The 20,484-nt window shown below is 71.7% G+C and carries 16 protein-coding genes; 10 read left to right on the forward strand and 6 right to left on the reverse strand.

Features of this window, described 5'->3' with window-relative positions:
• Positions 1-52: 52 nt before the first annotated feature.
• A complete protein-coding gene (locus tag ACLVWQ_RS30825; protein ID WP_414112601.1) occupies positions 53-2,332 on the reverse strand; it encodes an FdhF/YdeP family oxidoreductase in 2,280 nt (759 codons plus the stop codon).
• 143 nt (positions 2,333-2,475) lie between these two features.
• Between ACLVWQ_RS30825 and polA the strand changes: the two genes are divergently transcribed.
• Positions 2,476-5,199: a DNA polymerase I gene (polA, locus tag ACLVWQ_RS30830; RefSeq protein WP_414112518.1), complete on the forward strand. Its 2,724-nt coding sequence runs from the start codon at positions 2,476-2,478 to the stop codon at positions 5,197-5,199.
• Between the two features lie 537 nt (positions 5,200-5,736).
• On the opposite strand, the gene ACLVWQ_RS30835 is transcribed toward polA, so the two are convergent.
• Complete coding sequence (locus tag ACLVWQ_RS30835; protein WP_414112519.1) at positions 5,737-6,609, reverse strand: DUF4184 family protein; 873 nt, start codon at positions 6,607-6,609, stop codon at positions 5,737-5,739.
• 352 nt (positions 6,610-6,961) lie between these two features.
• Here ACLVWQ_RS30835 and ACLVWQ_RS30840 point away from each other — a divergent pair, with 352 nt between their 5' ends.
• The 3 genes from ACLVWQ_RS30840 to ACLVWQ_RS30850 all read left to right on the forward strand — a co-directional run bounded on the left by ACLVWQ_RS30840 (position 6,962) and on the right by ACLVWQ_RS30850 (position 9,984).
• Positions 6,962-8,656, forward strand: a complete 1,695-nt coding sequence (locus tag ACLVWQ_RS30840) for a lytic murein transglycosylase (protein ID WP_414112520.1) — start codon at positions 6,962-6,964, stop codon at positions 8,654-8,656.
• Positions 8,657-8,809: 153 nt separating this feature from the next.
• Positions 8,810-8,944: an SPW_0924 family protein gene (locus tag ACLVWQ_RS30845; protein ID WP_414112521.1), complete on the forward strand. Its 135-nt coding sequence runs from the start codon at positions 8,810-8,812 to the stop codon at positions 8,942-8,944.
• 47 nt (positions 8,945-8,991) lie between these two features.
• Entirely contained in the window at positions 8,992-9,984 is a 993-nt protein-coding gene (locus ACLVWQ_RS30850) for a DUF3068 domain-containing protein (RefSeq protein ID WP_414112522.1), read from the forward strand.
• Here ACLVWQ_RS30850 and hrpB read toward each other — a convergent pair.
• Positions 9,974-12,565 (reverse strand): ATP-dependent helicase HrpB, encoded by a 2,592-nt coding sequence (hrpB, locus tag ACLVWQ_RS30855; RefSeq protein WP_414112523.1) that lies wholly within the window; start codon positions 12,563-12,565, stop codon positions 9,974-9,976. The two genes, ACLVWQ_RS30850 and hrpB, sit on opposite strands and share 11 nt — an antisense overlap.
• 4 nt (positions 12,566-12,569) lie before the next feature.
• Complete coding sequence (locus tag ACLVWQ_RS30860; RefSeq protein WP_414112602.1) at positions 12,570-13,433, reverse strand: class I SAM-dependent methyltransferase; 864 nt, start codon at positions 13,431-13,433, stop codon at positions 12,570-12,572.
• 428 nt (positions 13,434-13,861) lie between these two features.
• Here ACLVWQ_RS30860 and rpsA point away from each other — a divergent pair, with 428 nt between their 5' ends.
• The 4 genes from rpsA to ACLVWQ_RS30880 all read left to right on the forward strand — a co-directional run bounded on the left by rpsA (position 13,862) and on the right by ACLVWQ_RS30880 (position 17,764).
• Positions 13,862-15,379 (forward strand): 30S ribosomal protein S1, encoded by a 1,518-nt coding sequence (rpsA, locus tag ACLVWQ_RS30865; protein ID WP_414112524.1) that lies wholly within the window; start codon positions 13,862-13,864, stop codon positions 15,377-15,379.
• Positions 15,380-15,592: 213 nt separating this feature from the next.
• A complete protein-coding gene (locus ACLVWQ_RS30870) occupies positions 15,593-16,531 on the forward strand; it encodes a PAC2 family protein (RefSeq protein ID WP_414112525.1) in 939 nt (312 codons plus the stop codon).
• A 191-nt stretch (positions 16,532-16,722) separates the two neighbouring features.
• Positions 16,723-17,331, forward strand: coding sequence for a dephospho-CoA kinase (gene coaE / locus ACLVWQ_RS30875; RefSeq protein WP_414112526.1), 609 nt, complete (start codon positions 16,723-16,725; stop codon positions 17,329-17,331).
• A 49-nt stretch (positions 17,332-17,380) separates the two neighbouring features.
• Positions 17,381-17,764: a tetratricopeptide repeat protein gene (locus ACLVWQ_RS30880; RefSeq protein ID WP_414112527.1), complete on the forward strand. Its 384-nt coding sequence runs from the start codon at positions 17,381-17,383 to the stop codon at positions 17,762-17,764.
• Between the two features lie 57 nt (positions 17,765-17,821).
• Here ACLVWQ_RS30880 and ACLVWQ_RS30885 read toward each other — a convergent pair whose 3' ends face one another.
• Positions 17,822-18,085, reverse strand: a complete 264-nt coding sequence (locus ACLVWQ_RS30885) for a DUF6343 family protein (RefSeq protein ID WP_414112603.1) — start codon at positions 18,083-18,085, stop codon at positions 17,822-17,824.
• A gap of 148 nt (positions 18,086-18,233) precedes the next feature.
• Between ACLVWQ_RS30885 and ACLVWQ_RS30890 the strand changes: the two genes are divergently transcribed.
• Positions 18,234-18,917: a class I SAM-dependent methyltransferase gene (locus tag ACLVWQ_RS30890; RefSeq protein ID WP_414112528.1), complete on the forward strand. Its 684-nt coding sequence runs from the start codon at positions 18,234-18,236 to the stop codon at positions 18,915-18,917.
• A 10-nt stretch (positions 18,918-18,927) separates the two neighbouring features.
• Here the strand turns inward: ACLVWQ_RS30890 and ACLVWQ_RS30895 are convergent, their stop codons facing one another.
• Positions 18,928-19,530 carry an RNA-binding S4 domain-containing protein gene (locus tag ACLVWQ_RS30895; protein ID WP_414112529.1) on the reverse strand — a complete coding sequence of 201 codons (603 nt, stop codon included), beginning with the start codon at positions 19,528-19,530 and terminating at the stop codon, positions 18,928-18,930.
• A gap of 87 nt (positions 19,531-19,617) precedes the next feature.
• Here ACLVWQ_RS30895 and ACLVWQ_RS30900 point away from each other — a divergent pair, with 87 nt between their 5' ends.
• Complete coding sequence (locus ACLVWQ_RS30900) at positions 19,618-20,457, forward strand: uracil-DNA glycosylase (RefSeq protein WP_414112530.1); 840 nt, start codon at positions 19,618-19,620, stop codon at positions 20,455-20,457.
• The last annotated feature ends 27 nt before the right edge of the window (positions 20,458-20,484 follow it).

A 20,484-nucleotide genomic window follows, 5' to 3' on the forward strand; every position in this document is an offset into this window, starting at 1 on the left:
GCGTCGTCGATCGTGGGTGACCGTGGCGTGACCGCGGTGACTAAGCGAACGCTCAGTTGGTGGCCGATTGTTCCAGACGGATGACGACGGACTTGCTGGCGGGCGTGTTGCTGGTGTCGGCGGTGGCGTCCAGCGGCACCAGGACGTTGGTCTCCGGGTAGTAGGCGGCCGCGCAGCCGCGGGCCGTCGGGTAGTGCACGATGCGGAAGCCGTCGGCGCGGCGCTCCACGCCGTCCTTCCACTCGCTGACCAGGTCGGCGTACGAGCCGTCGGCGAGGCCCAGTTCGCGGGCGTCCTCGGGGTTCACCAGGACGACCCGGCGGCCGTTCTTGATGCCTCGGTAGCGGTCGTCGAGGCCGTAGATCGTGGTGTTGTACTGGTCGTGGGAGCGCAGGGTCTGCAGGAGCAGGCGGCCCTCGGGGAGCTTGGGGTATTCGACGGGCGCCGCGGTGAAGTTGGCCTTGCCGGTGGCGGTCGGGAAGCGGCGTTCGTCGCGCGGGGCGTGCGGGAGGGCGAAGCCCGCGGGGTCGGCGACGCGTGTGTTGAAGTCGTCGAAGCCCGGGACGACGCGTGCGATGCGGTCGCGGACCGTCGCGTAGTCCTTCTCGAACTCCTCCCAGGGGGTGCGGGATTCGGCGCCCAGGACGCGGCGGGCGAGGCGGCACACGATGGCCGGCTCGGACAGCAGGTGGTCGCTGGCGGGCTCCAGGCGGCCGCGTGAGGCGTGCACCATGCCCATGGAGTCCTCGACGGTCACGAACTGCTCGCCGCCGCCCTGGAGGTCGCGCTCGGTGCGGCCGAGGGTGGGCAGGATCAGGGCGCGGGCGCCGGTGACGGCGTGCGAGCGGTTGAGCTTCGTCGACACGTGCACGGTGAGGCGGGCGCGGCGCATGGCGGCCTCGGTGACCTCGGTGTCGGGGGACGCGGAGACGAAGTTGCCGCCCATCGCGAAGAAGACCTTGGCCTTGTCGTCGCGCATCGCGCGGATGGCCCGTACGACGTCGTGGCCGTGGCCGCGGGGCGGGGCGAAGCCGAACTCCTTCTCCAGGGCGTCCAGGAAGGCGGGTGCGGGGCGCTCGAAGATGCCCATGGTGCGGTCGCCCTGCACGTTCGAGTGGCCGCGCACCGGGCAGACGCCCGCGCCGGGGCGGCCGATGTTGCCGCGCAGCAGGAGGAAGTTGACGACCTCGCGGATGGTCGGCACGGAGTGCTTGTGCTGGGTGAGGCCCATCGCCCAGCACACGATGGTGCGCTCGGAGGCGAGGACCATGGCCAGCGCCTCGTCGATCTGCGCGCGGGTGAGGCCGGTCGCGGTGAGGGTCTCGTCCCAGTCGGCGGCGCGGGCGGCCTCGGCGAACTCCTCGTAGCCGTGGGTGTGTTCACCGACGAACTCCTCGTCGACGGCGCCCTCCGTATCGAGGATGAGCTTGTTCAGGAGGCGGAAGAGGGCCTGGTCGCCGCCGATGCGGATCTGCAGGAACAGGTCGGTGAGCGCGGCGCCCTTGATCATGCCCTGGGGGGTCTGCGGGTTCTTGAAGCGCTCCATGCCCGCCTCGGGCAGCGGGTTCACCGTGATGATCTTCGCGCCGTTCGACTTCGCCTTCTCCAGGGCGGAGAGCATGCGCGGGTGGTTGGTGCCCGGGTTCTGCCCGGCGACGATGATCAGGTCCGCCTGGTAGAGGTCGTCGAGGAGGACGCTGCCCTTGCCGATGCCGATGGTCTCGTTCAGTGCGGAGCCGGACGACTCGTGGCACATGTTGGAGCAGTCGGGGAGGTTGTTCGTGCCGTACTCGCGGGCGAACAGCTGGTAGAGGAACGCCGCCTCGTTGCTGGTGCGGCCCGAGGTGTAGAACAGCGCCTCGTCGGGGGAGTCGAGGGCGGTCAGCTCCTCGGCGACGATGTCGAAGGCACGCTCCCAGGACACCGCCTCGTAGCGGTCGGCGCCCTCTTCGAGGTACATGGGCCGGGTGAGGCGGCCCTGCTGGCCCAGCCAGTAGCCGCTGCGGGTGGCGAGGTCGGCGACCGGGTGCGCGGCGAAGAAGTCCGGGGTGACGCGGCGCAGGGTGGCTTCCTCCGCGACCGCCTTCGCGCCGTTCTCGCAGAACTCCGCCGTGTGCCGGTGATCCGGGTCGGGCCAGGCGCAGCCGGGGCAGTCGAAGCCGTCCTTCTGGTTGACCCGGAGCAGGGTCAGCGCCGTGCGCTTCACCCCCATCTGCTGCTGGGCGATGCGCAGGGTGTGCCCGATGGCGGGCAGCCCGGCCGCGGCGTGCTTGGGCCCGGCGACCTGCGGCGCGTCCTGAACCGGATCGTTCTGGGGCGGCTTGCCGGCCATCTCGGCCTCCTCTTCGAGCGCGTGTGTGAGGTACGTCTCCGATGGTCGCACGTGGTGCCGACACACACCTGGGGCAGGGCCGCGGGCGGCGCCGAGCGGCGCTGTGGGTCCGACTGTCAGTGGGGCGTGGCAGGATCGGGGGTGTGGCAGAGACAGCATCGAAGAAGACCGAGAAGACCTCCGGCGGGGGACGCCCGCGGCTGATGCTCATGGATGGGCACTCGCTGGCGTACCGCGCGTTCTTCGCGCTGCCGGTGGAGAATTTCACGACGGCGACGGGCCAGCCGACGAACGCGATCTACGGCTTCGCGTCGATGCTCGCCAACACGCTGCGCGACGAGGCGCCCACGCACTTCGCGGTGGCCTTCGACGTGTCGCGCAAGACGTGGCGCTCCGAGGAGTTCCCGGAGTACAAGGCGAACAGGTCGAAGACGCCGGACGAGTTCAAGGGCCAGGTCGAGCTGATCGGTGAGCTCCTGGACGCGATGCACGCGGAGCGGTTCGCCGTCGACGGCTTCGAGGCGGACGACATCATCGCCACGCTCGCCACGCAGGCCGAGGCCGAGGGTTTCGACGTGTTGATCGTCACGGGCGACCGTGACTCCTTCCAGCTGGTCTCCGAGCACACGACCGTGCTCTATCCGACCAAGGGAGTCTCCGAGCTGACCCGGTTCACCCCGGAGAAGGTCTTCGAGAAGTACGGGCTGACTCCCGCCCAGTACCCCGACTTCGCGGCCCTGCGCGGCGACCCGTCGGACAACCTGCCGGGTATTCCGGGCGTCGGTGAGAAGACCGCCGCGAAGTGGATCAACCAGTTCGGTTCGTTCGCGGAGCTGGTCGAGCGGGCCGAGGAGGTCAAGGGCAAGGCCGGGCAGAACTTCCGCGACCACCTGGACTCGGTCAAGCTGAACCGCCGGCTGACCGAGATGGTGCGTGACGTCGAGCTGCCGAAGGCGGTCCCCGCCCTGGAGCGCGCTCCGTACGACCGCACGGCGGTCGCGATGGTCCTGGACACCCTGGAGATCCGCAATCCGTCGCTGCGCGAGCGGCTGCTGGCCGTGGACCCGGGCGAGGAGCCCGCCGAGGCGCAGCCGGCCGCCGCGGGCGTGGCCGTGGACGGCACGGTCCTGGAGGCGGGCGGGCTGCACCCCTGGCTCGCCGAGCACGGCACGGCGGCGCTCGGCGTCGCCACGGTCGACACCTGGGCGCTCGGTACGGGGTCGGTCGCGGAGGTCGCGCTCGCCGCGGCCGACGGGCCGGCGGCGTGGTTCGACCCGTCGCAGCTCGACGAGAGCGACGAGAACGCGTTCGCGCGGTGGCTCGCCGACGCCGACAGCCCCAAGGTGCTGCACAACGCGAAGGCGGTCATGCGGGTCTTCGCCGAGCACGGGTGGAGCGTCGCGGGCATCTCCATGGACACCGCGCTCGCCGCCTATCTCGTGAAGCCGGGCCGGCGCTCCTTCGACCTGGACGCGCTGTCCCTGGAGTACCTCGGCCGGGAGCTGGCGCCCGCCGCGACCGCCGACGGACAGCTCGCCTTCGGCGCGGACGAGGGGGCGGAGGCCGACGCGCTGATGGTGCAGGCCCGCGTGATCCTCGATCTGGGCGAGGCCTTCGGGGAGCGGCTCCAGGAGGTCGGCGCGGCCGATCTGCTCCGGGACATGGAGCTGCCCACCTCGACGCTGCTGGCCCGCCTGGAGCGCCACGGCATCGCGGCGGACAGGGCGCACCTGGAGACGATGGAGCAGATGTTCGCGGGCGCGGTCCAGCAGGCCGTGAAGGAGGCCCACGCGTCCGTGGGGCACGAGTTCAACCTGGGCTCGCCCAAGCAGCTCCAGGAAGTCCTCTTCGGCGAGCTGGGCCTGCCCAAGACCAAGAAGACGAAGACCGGCTACACGACGGACGCCGACGCGCTGGCCTGGCTCGCCGCCCAGACCGACAACGAACTGCCGGTCATCATGCTCCGCCACCGCGAGCAGGCGAAGCTGCGGGTGACCGTCGAGGGCCTGATCAAGACGATCGCCGCGGACGGCCGTATCCACACCACGTTCCACCAGACGGTCGCCGCGACGGGCCGCCTCTCGTCGCAGGACCCGAACCTGCAGAACATCCCGGTGCGCACCGAGGAGGGCCGCGCGATCCGCCGCGGCTTCGTGGTCGGCGAGGGCTTCGAGTCGCTGATGACCGCCGACTACAGCCAGATCGAGCTGCGGGTGATGGCTCACCTGTCCGAGGACGAGGGCCTGCTGGCGGCCTTCACCTCCGGCGAGGACCTGCACACCACGGTCGCCTCGCAGGTGTTCTCCGTGGAGCGGTCCGCCGTCGACGCGGAGATGCGCCGCAAGATCAAGGCCATGTCGTACGGGCTGGCCTACGGTCTGTCGGCGTTCGGTCTCTCCCAGCAGCTCAACATCGACGCGGGCGAGGCGCGTGCGCTGATGGACACGTACTTCGAGCGCTTCGGAGGGGTACGGGACTATCTGCGCCGGGCGGTCGACGAGGCGCGGGCGACGGGTTACACGGCGACGCTGTTCGGGCGCCGCCGGTACCTCCCCGACCTCAACAGCGACAACCGCCAGCGGCGTGAGGCGGCCGAGCGCATGGCGCTGAACGCGCCGATCCAGGGCACGGCGGCGGACATCGTCAAGATCGCGATGCTGCATGTGGACCGGGCTCTGCGCGAGGCCGGGCTCACGTCCCGCATGCTCCTCCAGGTCCACGACGAAATCGTCCTGGAGATCGCGCCGGGGGAGCGCGCGAAGACGGAGGAACTGGTCCGCCGGGAGATGGCTGGGGCGGTGCGGCTCAGGGCGCCGCTGGACGTGTCGGTGGGCTCGGGGGCGGACTGGGAGTCTGCGGCGCATTAGCTCCGCTGGGGTGCGGGGTCGTTGTGCGGCGCGGGCCGGCGGTGGCTTGGCACGCGGTCCCCTGCGGGGCTTGGGCCGGGTTTGTCGGTGCGGGTCCGCTGGGGCTTGGCGCGCAGTTCCTCGCGCCCCCCTGCGGGGCTTGGGCGGGTTTGTTGGTGCGGGTCCGCTGAGGCTGAGCGCGCAGTTCCTCGCGCCCCTGAGGGGGTGGGGGGCCGAGGCGGTGTGTCGGGTGCGGCTCGTCGTGGGTTGAGCGCGCAGTTCCTCGCGCCCCTGAGGGGGTGGGGGGCCGAGGCGGTGTGTCGGGTGCGGCTCGTCGTGGGTTGAGCGCGCAGTTCCTCGCGCCCCTGAGGGGGTGGGGGCCGAGGTGGTGTGTCGGGTGCGCAGTTCCCCGTGCCCCTGGGGTGAGTGGGTGTCCGGGGTCGTGTGTTGGGTGCGGGGCGGAGGCGTTGGGGTTAGTGGGGCGTAGCCCCGCTTTTTTGGGGCGCGGGGAACTGCGCGATCAGCCCCCGCCGGGGCGCACCCGACGACGTACCACGGTCAGCGGGGAACCGGACGGCTCCGCTCCGCACGGTCCGCCGCCGCGCTGGGGCGAACCGGAGCCGGGCGCCACACCCTGACCGCCACGGCGTACCCCGCGAAGCCGACGGCCAGCCCGGCCCCCGCCCCGAAACAGACCGTCGGAATCAGCTCCCAGGGCTCGGCCCGCGCCCCCCAGTAGTCCCACCAGCGAGCGGCCCGCTGCACAGCGGCCACCACCGCGCAGCCCCCGATCAGGACCCCCGCCAGCCAGCGGTCACGCACCGACAGCAGGGGTACGCCCACGGCCACCGCCGCCTCCGATGCCCCCGCGGGGCGCTGCCGCCGCAGGGCCACCACCACGAACGCCGCGATCACCACGGCGGCGACGGCCGAACCGCCGTACTGCAGATACCAGTACAGGGGCGAACCCGCGACCTCCCGCCCCAACACGGGAAACACCCGCATGCCCCACCGGTCGAGATGCGTGAACGCGTCCCAGACGACATGGGTCAGCGCCCCGGACACCGCGGACACGTACCACCACAGGGCGAGCGACGGCCGCAGGCGGGCGCGCGGCGCACCGCAGCGCAGGAAGGCCCCGACCCGCCCCTGCCGGCCGCGCGGCAACAGCGCCACCAGCGGCTCACGCAGCACCAGCCAGGCCCCCACGAGCACCCAGGCGACCAGGACGTCGAAGGTGAACACCCCGGTGAGGGAGTGCGTGAAATCGCCGAACTCCATTGCCCCCGGCAGCATACTCGCCGCGTAATAGGTCATGTCGGGCGCGAACGAACCGGCCACGAGCACGGCCGGAACCAGTCGGCCGCGTCCGGTCCCGTCGGTGCGTACCACCGGCAGGACGGCCGCGGCATGGCTGAGAGTGAACGGCAACTGGGCTCCCCGCGAACGACATTGCCCCGGACCGAGGAGAATCCTCCCGGCCCGGGAGAACCGGCCCCGACCGAGCGGAGCGGACGGCCCTGCTGGACGGCCCGACCACTCCTTGATCGGTGACGTTCAGTATGAGGGAACGGTTCCCGGTGGCGCGGCATGCCGGGGGTCTCCGGGGCCGGACCAACGGTATGTGGCCAACCGGTGAAAACCGGGCACGAACAGGTGTCTACGCGCCAGAAGTTGTCGTAGGGTCGCCTGGGTCGCCGTACTGGGGAGTGCGGCCGCACGGCACCGGGCAGCAGGAGAACGCGCGGAGCACGAGTGATCGTCCACGGGAGGGGTTCACGCAATGGCGGCGCAATTCGGCAGGCGGGTCGTCAAGGGGGCGGCCACCACAGCAGTGGCGGCACTGGCGGTCGCGGCTCTGTCCGCATCCCAGGCCCCGGGCGTGACGGACTCCTCCCAGGGCAAGGGGAGCGCCAACTCCCAGCCCTCGCCCGACCCGAACGCCGGCGACGGCGCGACCGGCAACTCGCCGTACTACACGGACCTCCCGCCGCTCAACAGCCCCACGCCGTCGCCCAGCGCGAGCGCCACCCCGGGCGCCGCGGGTGACGCCGAAGCGGGCATACCCGCGACCGTTCTCGACGCCTACAAGAAGGCCGAGACGGAGCTGGGCCGGTCCAAGCCCGGGTGCAACCTCCCCTGGCAGCTCCTCGCGGCCATCGGCAAGGTCGAGTCCGGACAGGCCAACGGCGGCCGGGTCTACGCCAACGGGACCACGATCACCCCGATTCTCGGCCCGGCCCTAGACGGCAACGGATTCGCGCTGATCACCGACACCGACGGCGGCGCGTACGACGGGGACACCGCCCACGACCGGGCGGTCGGTCCCATGCAGTTCATCCCCTCCACCTGGGAGTGGGCGGGCCGCGACGGCAACGACGACGGCAAGAAGGACCCCAACAACATCTACGACGCGGCCCTCGCGGCCGGCCACTACCTGTGCCGGTTCGACTGGGACCTGTCCGACAGCGCCGACCTCAGGCGCGCCGTCCTCAGCTACAACAACGAGACGGCTTACCTGAACACGGTCCTGTCGTGGCTGGAGTTCTACCGCAAGGGCACCCACGAGGTCCCCGACGGCAGGGGCACGCTGCCCTCCGGCCGCAGCGACGGGACGAGCAGCAGCCCGACGCCGACCTCGCCGGCCTCTCCGGGCACGACGACGCCCAGCGGTCAGACCCCGGGAGGCGGCGGCTCCACGAGCCCGAGCACGAGCCCGAAGCCGCCCAGCAGCACGCCGACCCCGCCGGCCACCACACCCCCGGCGACCTCGACCCCCACGCCCACCGAGACGGTGGACCACCTGGAGGACGCGGGCACCGGGAAGCTCACCGCGACCGCCGGGGACACCTTCACCGAGAAGATCACCGCCCGTACCGAGACGAAGGCGGGCAAGCCCGTCGGGAAGGTCCGGGTCCGGTTCACGATCGTCGGCGACACCGACGCGGCCTTCACCGGCGGGGAGAGCGTCGCGACCGTCGTCACCGACGCCTCCGGTGTGGCGACCGCGCCCGCGCTCGACGCGGGTGAGAAGACCGGCGGGTTCACGGTCCGCGCCACCGTCGTCGGCCGCTCCGTCTCCGGCCTCGACTACGCGGCGACGGTCACCGCCCGCCAGGCCGACGCCCTCGCCCGCACCACCGACACTGCGCTGACCTGCGTGCCGGGTGGCGAGTTCGCGGACCGGGTCGCGCTGAAGGCCACGTACAAGGGCGCCGCCGCGGACGGTGTCGCCGCCACGGCCACGCTCGTCAAGGCGGCGGACGACGCCACCGAGAACGACAAGGGCCCGTACTTCAAGGACGCGGACGACAAGCCGGTACGCACCCTCGCGGGCCTCAAGACGGACGCGAACGGCCTGCTGGAACTGCCGAAGCTGTACGCGGACGACACGGCCGGCACGTACCTGCTGCGGATCACCACGACCGGCGGCGCGACGCTGACCGTCGAGCTGAAGGTGGCGGCGGCCGCCGCCTAGCGCAGCCGGCGGACGACCCGCGGCGCCCCCTGAGACCTGTCCGTCAGGCGAGGGGGCGCCGCTGTGTGTGCGCGACGTGTTCTCATCTCGCCCGCCCGTTGCTACGGTGCCCGATCTGACGATGTATCAGTTCCGTGCGCCGGGAGGTCCGCAATGCGTGCCCTGATCGCCGCCGCGACCGGTCTCGCCGTCGCGTTCGCGCTGGTCCTCACGATCACGGCCGTGGGCTCACCCGCGGGCAGGACGTCACCGAAGCCGCTGCTCACCACTGTCCCCAGCCATCCATGAGTAAGCCAGCCACCACGTCATCCGCAACGCACGGGAGGGCCGTCGAGATGCGCCGCAAGGCCAGCCTGATCCTGCTCGCCCTCGCCGTGTTCTTCGCGGCCCTGTCCCCGCTGCTGCGCTGGTACGCCTTCCCGCGGCTCGCCAAGATCCCCGCCGGCCAGTACCAGGACATGGTGCTGGAGGCGAAGGACGCGACCCTCCTCGACTACGGCACCATGACCGCCAAGAAGGTCGACAAGGTCACCGTCGTCCAGACCCTCAAGGGCGACGTCGAGGCCTCCGAGAAGATCGAGAGGACCGCGAACCGCGACGTCGTCGTCTGGGACGGCCTCTCCTACGTCCAGGGCCCCGACGGCAAGATGGTCTCCAGGATCCCCGAGCGGTACATCTTCGACGCCCACACCCAGGAACCCGTCCACGCCACCGGCGAGATGGTCGACGGCGACCCCGTCAGGCGTGAGGGCATCGAGTTCAAGTGGCCCTTCCTGACGGAGAAGAGGGACTACGAGTACTTCGACGCGCAGGCCCGGATCACCGCGCCCATCCACTACGAGGGCACCCAGGACTTCCGGGGCGTCGACGTGTACTACTTCGAGCAGACCATCCCCTGGACCAAGGTGCCCTTCCCGAAGATCATGCCCGTCGAAGGCATCACGCCGGAGTCGGTCGCCAGGACGGGCACGACCCGCTGGTACACCACGGTCCGCAAGTTCTGGGTCGAACCCGTCACCGGCGCACCCGTCTACGGGGAGGAGATCCACAAGGAGGAGCTGCGCGGCGGCACCCTCCTGGGCGACCGCGACAAGGTGACCGCCTTCGCCGGGCACGTGAAGATGCGCGAGGACTACATCCGCTCGACGGTCGACCTGGTCAAGTCCCAGCGGCTGCTGGTCCTGCTGATGACCTCGTACCTGCCCTGGGGCTTCCTCGTCCTGGGCGTCGGGCTGCTGTCGCTCGCCCTGTACCTGGAGGCCCGCGGCCGCCGCCCCGAGGAGCCTTCGCCGGCGGCGGCCCGTGAACCGGAGCCGATCAGCGCCTGAGGCGTGCGTTCGTGTGCCGGGTCGGCTGCGCGGTCGCCGGGTCCTCGGGCCAGGGGTGCTTCGGGTACCGCCCGCGCAACTCCGCCCGTACGCCCCGGTAGCCGCCCTTCCAGAAGGACGCGAGGTCGGAGGTGACGGCGGCCGGGCGCCCCGCGGGCGACAGCAGATGCACCAGGACGGGCACCCCCGCCACCGTCGGTGACTCCTGCGCCCCGAACATCTCCTGCAGTTTCACCGCGAGCACCGGCTGTTCGGGGTCCGCGTAGTCGACCCGGATCCGGGACCCGCTCGGCACCTCGATCCGCTCGGGCGCCAGTTCCTCGAACCGGGCCGCCTCCCCGGACGCCCACGGCAACAGCCGGCCCAGCGCCTGTCCGGCGTCGATGCGCTCCAGGTCGGCCCGGCGCCGTGCCCGGCCCAGCTCGGGTTCGAGCCATTCGTCCACGCGCGCGTGCAGCGCGTCGTCCGACACGTCGGGCCAAGGGGCCCCGAACCGGTGATGCAGGAACCCGAGCCGCTGCCGCAGCACCTCGGCGTCCCGGGACCACCGCAGCACCCCGAACCCTTCCGCCCGCAGCCCTTCGACGAGCGCCGCCCGTACGAGCCCGGCCCCGGCCTTCTTCAGGGGCCGCACCGCCAACTCCACGGCGCCCAGCCGCCGGACCCGCCGGGCCACGACGTCCCCGCCGTCCCAGCGCACCTCGTCACCTTCGGCGTACAGGGCCCCCGCCGCCTCGCGGGCGATCTCCTCGTCGATCACCGCGGCGAGCCGCACGCGCGCGTGCCCCGCGCCCAGCGGCCGGTCGGCGACCGCGACAGCGATCCAGGCGGCGTCCCGCAGCCCACTGCCCTCACTCCCCAACTCGGCGCGGGTACCGGACACCATGAGAAAGGACCCCCCTTGCCTCCGGGCGACCCGCTCAGGAAAGGCAAGAGCAGCCACAACCCCGACGGCCCACTCGTCACCGGGCGCCCCTTCAGAGGCACGGGGAACCGCGCGCTCGGCCCCAGCGGACTCGCGGTCGGCGTGCGACCGTTCCGGCGTGGGAGGGCCGTCAGGCCCCCGCGCGGGCGCCGCCGCGGTCCGCAGTCGCCGTACCTCCGCCCGCCACCGCCCGCCATAGGCGTCACCCCCGCGCCGAGCGGCCCGCAACGCCGCCGCGAGGTCGTCCCCGTACGACCGCGGCGGCTCGTCGCTCAGCAGGGCCACCACCTCGGCGGCACGCTCGGCCCCCAGGGACACCGCCGCGTCCACCAACGCCCGCCCCAGCCGCGGATGCAGCCCGAGCCGCGACATCCGTACCCCCCGATCGGTCGGCCGCCCGCCGGAGGCCACCGCGCCGATGGCCTCCAGAACGCCCCGAGCGGCCGCCATGGCGCCGGCCGGCGGCGGATCCAGCAAAGACAGTCCCGAGGCGTCGGGATCGCCCCAGCAGGCCGCCTGCAGGGCGAACGCCGTCAGGTCGGCCACCTTGATCTCCGGCGAGGGGAAACGCGGCAGACGCCCGTCCTCCGCCTCCGTCCAGCACCGGTACACCGCCCCCGGGGCCTCCCGCCCGGCGCGCCCGGCCCGCTGCCGCCCGGTGGCCTGCGAGGCCCGTACCGTCGCCAGCGCGCTCAGGCCCCGCGCGTGGTCCACCCGCGGCTCGCGCGCCAGCCCGCTGTCCACGACCACCCGCACCCCGGGGACCGTCAGCGACGACTCGGCCACCGAGGTCGCGAGGACCACCCGGCGCCGCGCACCGCCGGACAGCACCGCGTCCTGCACGGCCGTCGGAGCCCGCCCGTGCACCTGGAGCACCTCGACGTCGCCCAGCCCGTCCAGCCCGCCCAGCTGTCCGGCGACCCGCGCGATCTCCCCGACCCCGGGGAGGAAGCACAGGACGTCCCCGTCGCGTTCGGCGAGCGCCCGCCGCACCACCGACGCCACATGCGTCAGCAGGACGGGATCCACGCGCGTCCCGTGCGGCGGCCGCACCGGGCGCACGGACGGCGCCCACACCACCTCGACGGGATGGGAGACACCCGCCGCCTCGACCACCGGGACGTCGCCGAGCAGCCGCGCCCACCCCTGCGCGTCGGTCGTCGCCGAGGCGGCCACCAGCCGCAGCTCGGGGCGCAGGGCGGCCCGGACGTCCAGCAGGAAGGCCGCCGCGGTGTCCGCGTCAAGATGGCGTTCGTGGCACTCGTCGAGGACGACCACGTCGACACCGGTCAGTTCCTGGTCCCGTTGCAGCCGCTGCAGCAGCACGCCGGTCGTGACGACCTCCACGCGCGCGTGGGGGCCCACCACCCGCTCCCCGCGCACGGTGAACCCGACGCTCCGGCCGACCTTCTCGCCGAGCAGCCACGCCATCCGCCGCGCGGCGGCCCGCGCCGCGATCCGTCGCGGCTCGGCGACGAGGACCCGGCGCGCGGGCCCCTCGCCGACCAGCCCGGCCAGGACCAGCGGCACGAGGGTCGTCTTTCCCGTGCCGGGCGGCGCGACGAGCACGGCGGCGCCCCGGGCCTCCAGGGCGTCGCGCAGGCCGGGCAGCGCGCCGCGTACGGGCAGGAGGTCCAGGGCGTCGTAACGGATCACCTGCTCAGTCTCGTACGCACACGAAGATCGCCGTACCAGGAATGAGGTTTCCCCGAAGGGGCGACCAGCCGCCCCACTCCTGGGTGTTCCAGGCGGGCCACTGCGGTTCGACCAGGTCGACCAGCCGGAAACCGCCCGCGACGACGTCCCGGACGCGGTCGCCGACCGTCCTGTGGTGCTCGACGTACACCGCGTTCCCGGCGTCGTCCTGCTCGACGTACGGGGTGCGGTCGAAGTACGAGGAGGCCACGCTCAGCCCCTCGGGCCCCGGCTCGTCGGGGAAGGCCCAGCGGACCGGGTGGGTGACGGAGAAGACGAACCGGCCGCCCGGCCGCAGCACCCGGTGCACCTCCTTGAGGACCCGCACGGGCTCGGCGACGAACGGCAGCGCCCCGTACGCGGAGCACGCCAGGTCGAAGGAGCCGTCCGCGAAGGGCAGCGCGGTGGCGTCCGCCTCCACGAGCCGGACGCTGTCGGCGCCGATCCGCAGGGCGTGCTGGAGCTGCCGGTGCGAGAGGTCCAGGGCGACCGGTCGGGCCCCCTGGGCGGCCAGCCAGCGCGAGCACTGGGCGGCCCCGGCGCCGATCTCCAGGACGTCCTTCCCCTTCAGGTCCTCCATCGGGCCGAGCAGCTCGGCCTCGATCTCGTCGAGGCCCTCGGGGCACCACACGAATCGGTCGTCGCCGAGGAACGTGCCGTGTTCGATCTGATAGTCGTCCGCGTTCCGGTCCCACCAGCCGCGATTGGCCCGGGAGCTCTCGGAGCCGCCGGCCTCCCGTCGGGTCGCTTCGGGCTCGGACTCGGCCTCGTACTCGGCCTCGTACGGTGGCGCGTACCGGGCCTCGGACGGTTCGGGCTCTTGGATGATCGGCTCCCTCGTATTAATCTGCGGGCTCTTCCGTCCGACCCGTACCGACGGCGGTCACGAAAGGGGCACCACAGGGTTCGCGCGGCCTCGTGGCCTCGCGAGATACCGGATGTACGGCTGCCGCCACGTGGGTCTTGTGCCGGGTATGCGGCGATCCGCCCCGGGTGTGCGCCTTCGCGCATTGACCCTGTCCGGCTGCCCCCGTATGCTACAAGTTGCGCTGCGGGCCTGCGCTCCTCAGACGTAGCAGGCTGCGCTCGCATCTGTCGTATGTCCCCTCGGTTTTCGAGGCGCCACCGGCGAGTGTTCTCATCGAACACGGCCCGGATTCGGCGCTTCCTTGGCTGTCCGGCCTTCTTCAGAGCGAAACGGGCTCCCGGCGTAAGCAGTACCTACGACTCACTGTCCGTACCGGAGCCCTTTCCCACATGACGAGCAGCACCGAGACCACCGCCACCACCCCGCAGGTTGCGGTCAACGACATCGGTAACGAGGAAGCTTTCCTCGCCGCGATCGACGAGACGATCAAGTACTTCAACGACGGCGACATCGTCGACGGCGTCATCGTGAAGGTCGACCGGGACGAGGTCCTGCTCGACATCGGTTACAAGACCGAAGGTGTCATCCCGAGCCGCGAGCTCTCGATCAAGCACGACGTCGACCCCAATGAGGTCGTCAAGGTCGGCGACGAGATCGAAGCCCTTGTTCTCCAGAAGGAGGACAAGGAAGGCCGCCTGATCCTCTCGAAGAAGCGCGCCCAGTACGAGCGCGCCTGGGGCACCATCGAGAAGATCAAGGAAGAGGACGGCATCGTCACCGGCACCGTCATCGAGGTCGTCAAGGGTGGACTCATCCTCGACATCGGCCTCCGTGGCTTCCTGCCGGCTTCTCTCGTCGAGATGCGCCGTGTCCGCGACCTCCAGCCCTACGTGGGCAAGGAGCTCGAGGCCAAGATCATCGAGCTGGACAAGAACCGCAACAACGTGGTCCTGTCCCGCCGTGCCTGGCTGGAGCAGACCCAGTCCGAGGTCCGCCAGACGTTCCTCACCACCCTGCAGAAGGGTCAGGTCCGCTCCGGCGTCGTTTCCTCGATCGTCAACTTCGGTGCGTTCGTGGACCTGGGTGGCGTCGACGGCCTGGTGCACGTCTCGGAGCTCTCCTGGAAGCACATCGACCACCCCTCCGAGGTTGTCGAGGTCGGTCAGGAAGTCACCGTCGAGGTCCTCGACGTGGACATGGACCGCGAGCGTGTCTCCCTGTCGCTGAAGGCGACGCAGGAAGACCCGTGGCAGCAGTTCGCCCGCACGCACCAGATCGGCCAGGTCGTGCCCGGCAAGGTCACGAAGCTGGTTCCGTTCGGTGCGTTCGTCCGCGTGGACGAGGGCATCGAGGGTCTGGTCCACATCTCCGAGCTGGCCGAGCGCCACGTGGAGATCCCGGAGCAGGTCGTCCAGGTCAACGACGAGATCTTCGTCAAGGTCATCGACATCGACCTCGAGCGCCGTCGCATCAGCCTCTCGCTGAAGCAGGCCAACGAGTCCTTCGGTGCCGACCCGGCCTCGGTCGAGTTCGACCCGACGCTGTACGGCATGGCCGCGTCGTACGACGACCAGGGCAACTACATCTACCCCGAGGGCTTCGACCCCGAGACCAACGACTGGCTCGAGGGCTACGAGTCCCAGCGCGAGGTGTGGGAGAACCAGTACGCCGAGGCGCAGACGCGCTTCGAGCAGCACCAGGCTCAGGTCATCAAGTCCCGCGAGGCGGACGCCCAGGCCGAGGCCGAGGGTGTCACCACCCCGGGTGCGGCTCCGGCCGCCTCCAGCGGTGGCGGCGGTGGCGGCGGCGGTTCGTACTCCTCGGAGTCGGACGACAACTCCGGCGCCCTGGCGTCGGACGAGGCGCTGGCGGCACTGCGCGAGAAGCTCGCCGGCGGCCAGAGCTGACAGCTCACCGTCAGCGCTAGCTAGCTGTAGCTGGTAACCGCGGGCCCGCACCCACTTGGGTGCGGGCCCGCGGTGCGTCGTGCCGCCACCGCCTTCCTGTCGTCCTGGCGCCCCGTCTCGGCAGGTAAAAGGCGACCGCGAACAGACGTGAACCGGGAATGCCCGTGTCCTGGGCCGTGTTGTCGAGTACGAACACGAGGAGGAGCGGTCACAGTGCTTGATCCGCAGGGTTTGTACGCATGGGAGCCGAAGGGCTTGGCCGTCGTCGACATGGCGCTCGCACAGGAGTCGGCCGGCCTTGTCATGCTCTACCACTTCGACGGATACATCGACGCGGGCGAGACCGGCGACCAGATCGTCGACCGGCTGCTCGACTCGCTGCCCCACCAGGTCGTGGCCCGCTTCGACCACGACCGGCTCGTGGACTACCGCGCCCGCCGTCCGCTGCTGACGTTCAAGCGCGACCGCTGGGCCGAGTACGAAGAGCCCACGCTGGACGTGCGGCTCGTCCAGGACGCCACCGGCGCGCCCTTCCTGCTGCTCTCCGGTCCCGAGCCGGACGTGGAGTGGGAGCGCTTCACCGCGGCCGTCCAGCAGATCGTGGAACGCCTCGGCGTGCGGCTGTCCGTGAACTTCCACGGCATCCCCATGGGCGTCCCGCACACCCGCCCCGTGGGCCTCACCCCGCACGGCAACCGGACGGACCTCGTCCCCGGCCACCGCAGCCCCTTCGACGAGGCCCAGGTCCCGGGCAGCGCCGAGTCGCTGGTCGAGTACCGCCTCATGGAGGCCGGACACGACGTCCTCGGTGTCGGCGCGCACGTGCCCCACTACATCGCCCGCTCCCCGTACCCGGACGCCGCGCTGACGGTCATGGAGGCGATCACGGCCGCGACCGGACTGGTCCTGCCGAGCATCGCGCACGGGCTGCGCACCGAGGCGCACCGCACCCAGACCGAGATCGACCGGCAGATCCAGGAGGGCGACGAGGACCTCGTCGCCCTCGTACAGGGACTTGAGCACCAGTACGACGCCGCCGCGGGCGCCGAGACGCGGGGCAACATGCTCGCCGAGCCGGTGGACATCCCGTCGGCGGACGAGATCGGTCTCGAGTTCGAGCGGTTTCTCGCGGAGCGGGAGGGCGACGGGTAGCTCCGCTGGTGGAGCGGGAGCAGAAGCGGGAGCGGGTGCGGGAACAGGCGGCGGGCCAGGTCTGGCGTCGGTTGTCTTCTGCGGGCGTGATGTGGCTGGGCGCGCCGTTCCCCGCGTTCCTTCCGGGCGCGTTCGTCGGGGCTTCGGGACCCGGCAGGGGCGGTGTCGGTGGTGGGGCCTAAGCTTTTCGCATGCTGAAGGTGGGCCTGACCGGTGGGATCGGCGCCGGCAAGAGTGAGGTGTCGCGGCTGCTCGTGGAGCACGGGGCCGTGCTGATCGACGCCGACCGGATCGCGCGAGAGGTCGTCGCGCCGGGAACACCCGGTCTTACGGCGGTCGTCGACGCCTTCGGCGCGGACGTACTCACCGCGGACGGCACCCTCGACCGGCCGAAGCTCGGCTCGATCGTCTTCGCGGACGCCGAGAAGCTCGCCGTCCTGAACTCGATCGTGCACCCCTTGGTCGGCGCCCGCTCCCGTGAACTCGAAGAGGCGGCCTCCGCGGACTCCGTGGTGGTGCACGACGTACCGCTGCTCGCGGAGAACGGCCTCGCGAAGCTGTACGACCTCGTGATCGTGGTCGACGCGAGCACCGATACCCAGCTCGACCGGCTCGTCCGGCTGCGTGGCATGACCGAGGACGACGCCCGCGCCCGCATGGCGGCGCAGGCCACGCGCGAGAAGCGCCGGGAGATCGCGGACGTCGTCATCGACAACGACGTTCCCCTGGAAGCGCTTCGGCAGCGAGTACGGGACGTGTGGGCGGACCTGGAGCGGCGGGCTCGGGCGGCCGCGGAATAGTGGGCGCCTTCGAGGCGTTGATTGTCCGCAGTGAGGGAAGGAATTTTCCGTGCCCGAGACCAGCGGATTCGCCGGACGTACTCCGGAGACGCATGTCATCGACTTCCGTGCCGCCGAGCAGTTGTTGGCCGCACGGGATCCCAGGGGTGCGGTGAAGCTGCTCGACAACGTCATCGCCGCGTACCCGGAGAACACCGCGGCCCGGCTGCTGCGCGCGCGAGCCTTCTTCGCGGCGGCGCAACTGCGGCCGGCCGAGCTGGAGTTCACCATCGTGCTGGAGCGCGAGCCGGACAACGCGTTCGCGCACTTCGCGCTCGCCCGCACCTATGAGCGTTCCGGACAGCCCGGCCAGGCCAAGCGCCACTTCCGGCTGGCCGCCGCGCTGGACCCACAGCCGGAGTACCTGGCCGCGGCACGGTTCGACGAATCCTGAACCGGGCCGCGCGACGGGCCGAGCCCGGGCTGAGCCCGCCGCACTTGACGGGCGCGCCTACGTGCGGCGGTCCGGCGGTGGATACGGTGGGATGTCGGGGCCCGGCTGGTAGTGCGGCCCCTGGCGGAGATGCCTGAGGACCGTCACCAGGTCGACGGTGGCGATCAGCCACAGCACACCGCAGGCGATCGCCCAGCCCGTCCGCCCGACCAGGGCGAACGCGGCCGTCCCCACGATCGCCCAGACCATCCCCCACACACTGAGCCACAGACGCGCTCGCAGCGCACTGCGCGCAGTCGTCGGTTCACTGCCTGTACGCATCGTCATCACTGCTCCTACGGTGAAACGTACTCCGGTGCGTCGGCCCCCAAGGTTGCCCGGCCGATCAGATCTCACTCGAACGGATGGTGCGGAAGAGGTCGGGAACGAGGCGGCGGACACGAGCCGTTGGACGGGTATGACGATCGAGATGCGTGAGGGATACGAAGGCACGGGGCCCGGCGCCATCACGCCGGACGGCTGCGCGGTGGAGTTGTACGCGCGACTGCCCGTCGGTGACGAGCCGGACATCATCGCCTCAGCGGTGCCGGAGCAGGCGAGCATCCTCGAACTGGGCTGTGGCGTGGGGCGTATGACCCATCCCCTCCTGGAGCGGGGCTTCACCGTGACGGCCGTGGACGAGTCCGCCGAGATGCTGGAGCGGGTGCGCGGCGCGCGCAAGATACGCGGCGCCATCGAGACGCTCGACCTGGGCGAGAGATTCGACGTGGTGACACTCGCGTCGTTCCTCGTGCACGCCGGCGACCCCGCGGTGCGGCGCGGAATGCTGGACGTGTGCCGGAAGCATGTCGCGGACGGCGGCTGTGTGCTGATCCAGCGCGAGGGCGAGGACTACCACTCCGACCTGCCGCGGGAGCGGGTCGATCCGACCGGGTTCACGGTGCGCATGCTGTCCGCGGAGCCGGTCGGGGACGGCGTCGACTCGGTGCGGGCGGAGTATGTGTTCCCGGACGCGGTGTGGACGCAGACGTTCCTCGCCCGGCCGCTCAGCAGGGAGGAGTTCGAGGAGGCGTTGGGGGAGGCGGGGCTGAGGGTCGACAGGTATCTGACGGAGGACCGGATCTGGGTGCGGGCGGTGCCGGTGGAGGCGTGAGGTGCTGAACTCAGGGGGCCTTGGGGATGTCGCCGGGGGAGCCCAGACCGCGGAGGCGTTCCAGGTCACGGCGGTCGCGCTTGGTGGGGCGGCCGGTGCCCCGGTCGCGGATGCCGGCGGGGGCGACGGCCTCGCGGGGCGGGGGCGGCGGGCTGTTGTCGATCAGGCACTCGGCGGCGACCGAGGCCCCGACCCGCTTGCGGATCACGCGCTTCACGACGACGACGCGTTCCCGGTCGGCCTGGCGCAGGCGGACCTCGTCACCGACGCGGACGGCATACGCGGGCTTGACCCGGTCGCCGTTCACACGGACGTGGCCGCCGCGGCAGGCGGTGGCGCCCGCGGAGCGGGTCTTCACGAGGCGGACGGACCAGATCCAGCTGTCGACGCGCACGGTCTCGCCGCTCGTGGGCGCGGCAGCCTTCGCGACGGCCACGGCGTCGGCCACGGCGGCGGCGTCGGTGGCTCCGGCGTCGGGGGCACCGGTGTCGCTGGTGGCCTTGGTCTCCGTGTCGGTGGCGTCGGCCTTGGCGTCGGTGGGGCGGTTCGTGCCCGGACCGGCGTCCTCGTGCCCCGTCTCGTTCCTCTGCGTCCCTCGCGTGCCTGAAGCCATGGTCCGACCTTAGTCCTCGGCGGGTGCGAGGTCGGAGTCGTTTTCCGTCGCGAGGGGCCGGGCTCTCGCCGGGCATACCGTGGAGGCATGGAACAGGAGCGCACCCTGGCGGAGCTGGACCGGCGGATCGCCGGGTGCCGGGCCTGCCCACGGCTGGTCGAGTGGCGGGAGGAGGTGGCCCGGACGAAGCGGGCGGCCTTCGCGGACTGGACGTACTGGGGCCGCCCGGTGCCGGGTTTCGGACCGCCCGACGCCTCGCTGCTGGTGGTCGGGCTCGCGCCCGCGGCGCACGGCGGGAACCGGACCGGCCGGATGTTCACGGGGGACCGGTCGGGGGACGTGCTGTACGAGGCGCTGTACGACGTGGGCCTCGCCTCGCAGCCCACCTCCGAGAGCGCGGGCGACGGGCTGGACCTGTACGGCGTCCGCGTCACGTCGCCCGTGCACTGTGCCCCGCCCGCCAACAAGCCGACCCCCGAGGAACGGAACACCTGCCGCCCCTGGCTGGTGAGCGAACTGCGGCTGCTCGCACCCACGCTCCGCGTGGTCGTCGTGCTCGGCGGCTTCGGCTGGCAGGCCGCGTTGCCGGCGTTCGCCGCGGCGGGGTGGCAGGTGCCCCGGCCCCGGCCGGCCTTCGCGCACGGGGCGCGGGTCACCCTGGAGGTATCGGGCGTGGCGGAGGAATCCGGGGCATCGGAGAGGGCGGATGGGGCTGAGGGGGTGGAGGGAGCGGAGGGAGCGAAACGGTCCCCGGACGGCCCGGACCGGCCGCTGGAGCTCTTCGGGTGCTTCCACGTCAGCCAGCGCAACACCTTCACCGGGCGGCTGACCCCCGAGATGCTGCGGGACGTGCTGCGTACGGCGGCGCGTATGGCAGGGCTCACGGCAGGGCTGACGGCGGAGCGAGCGTCAGGGCCAGGGTCGTAAGGGCTGGCGTCGTAAGGGCTAGGGTCG

Source organism: Streptomyces sp. CWNU-52B (assembly GCF_047444975.1).
Classification (GTDB): domain Bacteria; phylum Actinomycetota; class Actinomycetes; order Streptomycetales; family Streptomycetaceae; genus Streptomyces.